The following is a 6,674-nucleotide window of genomic DNA, read 5'->3' as shown; positions in this document are numbered from 1 at the left end:
CCCACCGCCCCCGCCCGCCCGGACGGGCCGAGCACGGCCTGGACCTCAGCCGAGCCGGAGCCCCTCGCCTGCGCCCAGACCCGGCGCAAGCTCTGGCGACCGGGCGAGGGCTGGACGGTGAAGACCGTGACCACCTGTCGATGAGCCTGCCATCGACCTGCGGCGAGGTGGGGACGGCATCCCCGCCGCCCCTCGAATCCGTGCGCAGGCGGCGCTACAAGGCTTCCCTCGACCACGCGGGCGGAAGCCCGCTGCCTTGAGATTATGCGGGCAAAAACCCGCTTCCTCGTGCGTGCGGGCCGAGGCCCGCCCCGGAGTTCGTGCGTGATCCGCGTCCTGCATACGGGCGACTGGCATATCGGGCAGACCCTGCGCGGCTACGGCCGCGTGCGCGAGCATGCCCGCGCCTTCGCCCATCTCGAACGGATCGTCGTCGAGCGGGAGATCGATGCCCTGGTGGTGGCCGGCGACGTGTTCGACAGCCAGAACCCGTCGGGCGAATCCCAGCGCCTGTTCTACGAGGTGCTGATGCGCCTGAACCGGGCGCGCCCGGACATGACCATCGTCATCACGGCGGGCAACCACGACGCCGCCGGGCGCCTGGAGGCGCCCCGCGCCCTCCTGGAGGCCATCGGCGTCCACGTGGTCGGCAACGTGCGCCGCCGCGACGGCGCCATCGATCTCGGCCATCACCTCGTGCCCCTGCGGCGCGGCGGCGAGATCGCCGCGCAGGTGCTCGCCGTGTCCTATCCCACGGCGGCCTGCCTGCCCCCGCTGCAGCGGATGACGGAGGGCGGCGGCTCGCCCATCGTCGGCGCCGTCCGGACCCTCTACGAACACCTGTTCGCGGCGGCCCGCCCCCACCTCTCCGGCCTGCCCCTCGTGGTCACCGGGCACCTGCACGTCGCCGGGGGCCTCGAATCGGAAGGGGCCGAGCGGCGCATCCTCGTCGGGGGCGACCATGCCGTGCCGGCCGACGTGTTTCCGGAGGCGGCGCACTACGTCGCCCTCGGGCACCTGCACAAGGCGCAGCGCGTCGGGCGCGACACCGTGCGCTACTCCGGCTCGCTGATCCCCCTCTCGGCCGCCGAGCAGCCCTATGCCCACGCCGTCACCCTCGTGACCCTGGACGACGGGCCGACGCGCATCGAACTCATCCCCATTCCCCGCCCCCTGCCCTTCCTGCGCCTGCCGGCCTCCGGGGACATGCGGCTCGGCGAGCTGGGCGACCACCTGACGGTCCTCGTGCGCGACCTCGGCCTCCGCGCCACCCAGGCGCAGGACGAATGGCCCTTCGTGCAGGTGCGTCTCGCCCGCGAGGGCCTCGGCGCCGGCTACCGCGCCGAGATCGACCGGATCGCCGACGGCTTCCCCGTCCGGGTCGTCGATGTGCGGGTGGCGCCCCTGCCGGAGGGGCTGGACACTCAGGCCACGGCGGGGCCGAACCTCGTGCGCCTGGCCGAGCGCGACCCGGAGGACCTGTTCCGCCTCGCCTTCGCCCGCACCCGCGGCGAAGCGCCCGGCCCCGGACATCTCGCGGTGTTCCACCGCGCCCGGGCCGAGGCGGAAGGCGCGGCGCCCCCGGGCTGAGACAGGCGCGCCGGGTGAGACACGCGTCCGCCGGTTTGTATCCAGGACACTCCCCCGTATGCTAGTGCCCGCACCGCGTTCCCGCGTAGGAACGGGTGGCGGAAGCCGCCATCGACGGGCGGCGAGGGGTGACCGATGCAAGTTTGTTCGCGCGCTCCGAGCATCCCGCGCGGGGCCGGTCCGTGGGCGATGCCCCGTACGGGGGCGGTCTGCCGCCCGCGGATGAACGTGCGATGAGTTCGTCCGACGACACGGTCTCGCGCGACGCCCAAACCCGCCGCAACGCCCTCGCCCACTACGACATCCTCGACACCCCCCAGGAAGCTGCCTTCGACGACCTCGCCAAAGTGGCATCCCTGGCCCTCGGCATGCCGGTCTCCCTCATCGTCCTCGTGGAGGCCGACCGGCAATGGTTCAAGGCCGCCATCGGCTTCGACGGACCCGAGCCGCCGCTGGCCGCATCCATCTGTGCCCATACCGTGCGCCAGCGCGACCTCTTCGTGGTTCCCGACACCACCCGCGACCCGCGCACGGCGGACAACCCCCTCGTCACCGCCGCCCCCTTCGTGCGGTTCTACGCGGGCATGCCCCTCGTCACCGCCGAGGGCGTCGCCATCGGCAGCCTGTGCGTCCTCGACACCCGGCCGCGCACCCTCGACGCGGAACAGGCCTTCGTCCTGACGACCCTGGCCCGCCAGGTCATGACCCAGCTCGAGCTGCGCCGCGCCCTCAAGGAGCGGCGCGCGCGGGAGCGCCGCAACGCGGCCATCCTCGAGAGCGCCGTGGATTACGGCATCCTCGCCACGGATCTCGACGGGCGCGTCACGAGCTGGAACGTCGGGGCGGCGCGCATCCTCGGCTGGAGCGAGGTCGAAGTGCTGGGCGAACCGGCCGACTGCATCTTCGTGCCCGAGGACAGGGCCAGCGACACACCGGCCCGCGAGATGCGCACGGCCCGCGAAATGGGCCGGGCCAACGACGAGCGCTGGCACCTGCGCAAGGACGGCTCGCGCTTCTGGGCCATGGGCGAGATGATGCCGCTCAAGGGCGAGGGCGGCGCCCACGAGGGCTACGTCAAGATCCTGCGCGACCGCACCGCCCAGCGCCGGGCCGACGAGGCCCTGCGCCAGCAGACAGCCCTGCTCCAGACCGTCACCGACCATCTCAGCGAGGCGGTGTTCCGGCTCTCGGCCGACGACACCATCACCTTCGCCAACCCCGCCGCCGCCGCGATGCTCGGCTGGCCGGAGGGCGGCCTGATCGGGCGCAACCTCCACGAGACCGCCCATCACCACCACGCCGACGGCCGACCGTTCCCCCGCGAGGACTGCCCGGTGGTGCGGGCCCTCGAGGCGGGCACGGCCATGCGCCACCGCGAGACGGTGTTCTTCCGCCGGGACGGCACGCCCATCGACGTGGTCACCTCCAACGCGCCCATCATCGAGGACGGCGCGGTCGGCGGTGCCGTCCTCACCGTCATCGACGTCACCGAGCGCAAGGCCGACGGGGCGCGCCTGCGCCGGAGCGAGGAGCGCCTGGCGCTGGCCCTCAACGCCGCCGGCATGATCGGAACCTGGGATTGGGATCTGGCCACCGACACGGTCTATGCCGACGCCAATTTCGCGCGCATCTACGCCGTCGACGAGGACCGGGCCGCCCGGGGGGCGCCGCTCGGGGACTACGTGCGCAACTTCCACCCCGACGACCTGCCGGCATTCCAGGCGGAACTGGACCGGATGCTCGCGGGGGCCGGGACGGACGGCGACGACTTCGCCTGCGAGTACCGCATCCGCCAGGCGGACGGTTCGCATCGCTGGCTGCTGGCGCGCGGGCGTCTCGTGCGCGACGGCGACGGCACGCCGCTTCGGCTGCCCGGCGCCTCCATCGACATCACCGAGCGCAAGCGCGCCGAGGAGCGCCAATCCGCCCTCGTCGAACTCGGCGACCGCCTGCGCGACCTGCAGGACCCCGTCGCCATCGCGTTCACGGCGGCCGAGATCGCCGGCCGGACCCTCGGCCTCGCCCGGGCCGCCTACGGGGCCATCGATTCGTCCCAGGAATACCTCGATATCGGCCGCGACTGGAGCCGGCCGGGCGTCGCCGGGCGGGCGGGACGGTACCGCTTTTCCGATTACGGCACGTACCTCCGCGACCTGCAGGTCGGCCGGGACGTCGTCATCCCGGACGTGACGAAGGACCCGCGCACGGCGGGCCACACGGACGTCTTCCGCGACCTCGGCGTCCGCAGCATGATCAACATCCCGCTGATGGAGCGCGGGCGCATGGTGGCGGTGTTCTGCCTGCAGGACGACCGGGTCCGGGCCTGGACCCCGGACCTCGTCGATTTCGCCCGCAACATCGTCGACCGGACCCGCGTCGCACTGGCGCGCCTGCGCGCGGAAGAGGCGCAGGAGCTCCTCAACCGCGAGCTCAGCCACCGGATGAAGAACCTGCTCGCGATGGTGCAGTCCATCGCGACCCAGACCATGCGCTCGGCCGCCGACGTGGACACGGCCAAGGAGGTCCTGGCCGGCCGCCTCATCGCGCTCGGACAGGCCCACGACCTCCTCATGGGCGGGGCGCTCGGCTCGACCCTCATCGGCCCCGTGGTCCGCGGCGCCCTGAAGCTGCACGAGGACCGGCCCGGGCGCTTCCGCCTCGAGGGCCCCGACCTCGAGATCGGCGCGAAGCCCGCCCTGTCCCTCGCCCTGATGCTGCACGAACTCGCCACCAATGCGGCCAAGTACGGCGCCCTCTCCCGCGAGGCCGGCCATGTGGCGATCCGCTGGTCGGTGGAGAACGCGGACGACGCAGACCACCTCACCTTCTCCTGGCAGGAGATCGGCGGCCCCACCGTGACGCCACCGGCCCGCAAGGGCTTCGGCTCGCGCTTCATCGAGCGGGGTCTCGCCGGTCAGGTCGGCGGCACCATCGCGCTCGCCTACCCAAGCACCGGCGTCACCTGCGGCATCACCGCCCCCCTGGCGGCGTTCCAGGCGGACGGGTGACCGGCTGAGCGTGTCGCGGTTATCCTCACCTGCCGGCCCCGTCGGGCGGGACAGGCGGCGCGCGGCGCCGTAGTAAAGGAGCCGTCCTTCCGCGTTTCAGGTGACAGCGTTTGCGTATCCTCGCGATCCGGGGCGAGAACCTCGCGAGCCTCGCGGCCCCCTTCGAAGTCGATCTCGCGGCCGGGCCCATCGCCGCCACGGGCATCTTCGCCATCACGGGCGAGACCGGGGCGGGCAAATCGACCATCCTCGATGCCCTGTGCCTCGCCCTCTACGGGCGCTATCCCCGCGTCAGCGCCGGGCGGCGGGAGGATACGCCGGACCCGAGCGGCGAGGTCGTCAGTTCGAGCGACGGGCGGGCCATCCTGCGGCGCGGGGCGGCACAGGGCTGGGCCGAGGTGGATTTCGTCGGCCAGGACGGCGTCGCCTACCGGGTGCGGTGGGAGACCCTCCGCGCCCGCGGCAAGGCGGACGGGCGCCTCCAAGCCGACCGGCGCACCCTGCACCGCCTGGATGACGGCAGCGCCGTGGAGGGCGGCAAGAAGACCGCCGTGACGGCCGCCGTCGAAGCGCTGACGGACCTCACCTTCGAGCAGTTCCGCCGCACCGTGCTCCTGGCGCAGGGCGAATTCGACGCTTTCCTGCTCGCGGCCGAGGGCGAGCGGGGGGAGCTCCTCGAGAAGATCACCGGCACGGGCATCTACACGGAGATCTCGAAGCGGGTCCATGCCGGCACCGAGGCCGAGCGCGCCGCCCTCAGGGTTCTGGAAACCCGCCGCGACGCCGTCGGCCTCCTCGACGCCGAGGCGCGGGCGGAAATCCTGGCCGAGCGCACCGCGATCACCGAGGCCCTCGCCGGCCTGTCGGCGCATCAGGCCAGCCTGCAGGGTGCCCTCGACGGCGCCGCACGCCTCGCCGCGGCCCGCGTCCAGGTGACCATCGCCGAAGCCCGCCTCGCCGAGGCCGAGGCCATCGCGGCGGCGGCCGGGGCGGAACGCCTGCGCCTCACCGAACTCGATGCCGTCGAGCCCCTGCGCGGGGCCTGCGATGCCGTCGCCGCAACCCGGAGCGAGGTCGAGGCAGCCGACCTCGCCCGCGCGGCGGCGCGGGCGAGCCTCGCCGAGGCCGAGCCCCGTGCCGAACTGACGGCGGAGGCCCAGCGCCAGGCCCGGGTGCAGGACGAGGCCGCCGAGGTCGCGTTCAAGGCCTTCGGACCGGTCTGGACCGAGGCGGCCAACCTCGACAGCGTCATCGGCGAAGCCCACCGCGAGGCCGAACGGTCCGAGGCCGAGGCGAAGGCCGCCGCCGACGGGGCCGAGGCCGCCGAAGCCCATCTGAGCGATCTGCGGAGGCGTCACGACGCGGCCGAGGCCGCCCGTGCGGAGGCGTCGGCCCGGCACGAGGCGGATCGGGGCGGCGCTTACCTCGCGGGCCGGGCCGACGAGGTCGCGGCCCTGTTCGGCCAGCGCGCCACCCTCCGGTCGGACCTCGCCGCCGTCACCGGGGAGCGGGAGCGGGCGCGGACCGATGCGGCCCGCGGAACCGGCATGATCGCCGAGGCGGACGTGCGGGTCCGCGAGGCGCGGGATGCGCGCGCGCGGACGCTGGCCCAACGCCTGGAGCGCATGACCGCCCTCGAAGCCCTCGGCGAGGCGGCGGCGCGCACGCGGGCGGCGGCCCTCGACCGGTTCTCCGAGCCCCTGCGCGAGGCCCTGCCCCTGGTCCGGCGCCACGCCGAGGCCCGTCTCGCGGCGGCCACGGCCGACGCCGAGGCCGTGGCCGCACGGGAAGCCCTGGCCGCGGCGGACGCGGACGCGGCCTCCGCCCAGCGACGCGAGGCCGAAGCCATGGGCGCGCGCCGGGAAGTCGCCGCCATGGCCGAGCGCGCCGAGGCGAGCGTGTCCGAGCGGGCGGCCCATCTGCGCAGCCTCCTCGTCCCGGGCGAGCCCTGCCCGGTCTGCGGCGGCACCGCGCATCCGCACGCCGACGCGGACGATGCCCTGGGCCGGCAGGCCGAGGCGTTGCGCGCCCGGCGCACCGAACTCGACGCGGCCCTCGCCGAGGCCGGCGCCGCCC

At 74.2% G+C, this 6,674-nt stretch carries 3 protein-coding genes; all 3 read left to right on the top strand.

The window, feature by feature from the left end; all coding sequences use genetic code 11:
• Nucleotides 1-324: 324 nt before the first annotated feature.
• Nucleotides 325-1,590, top strand: a complete 1,266-nt coding sequence (locus FV218_RS21580; protein WP_147711504.1) for an exonuclease SbcCD subunit D — start codon at nucleotides 325-327, stop codon at nucleotides 1,588-1,590.
• 233 nt (nucleotides 1,591-1,823) lie between these two features.
• Nucleotides 1,824-4,598, top strand: coding sequence for a PAS domain S-box protein (locus tag FV218_RS21575; RefSeq protein WP_147711503.1), 2,775 nt, complete (start codon nucleotides 1,824-1,826; stop codon nucleotides 4,596-4,598).
• A gap of 110 nt (nucleotides 4,599-4,708) precedes the next feature.
• Nucleotides 4,709-6,674: AAA family ATPase (locus FV218_RS22930; protein ID WP_187273137.1), on the top strand; the 1,966-nt coding region annotated here is incomplete at its 3' end.

The organism is Methylobacterium sp. WL69 (genome assembly GCF_008039485.1).
Classification (GTDB): domain Bacteria; phylum Pseudomonadota; class Alphaproteobacteria; order Rhizobiales; family Beijerinckiaceae; genus Methylobacterium.
This window is presented reverse-complemented; position numbering and strand designations above follow the sequence as displayed.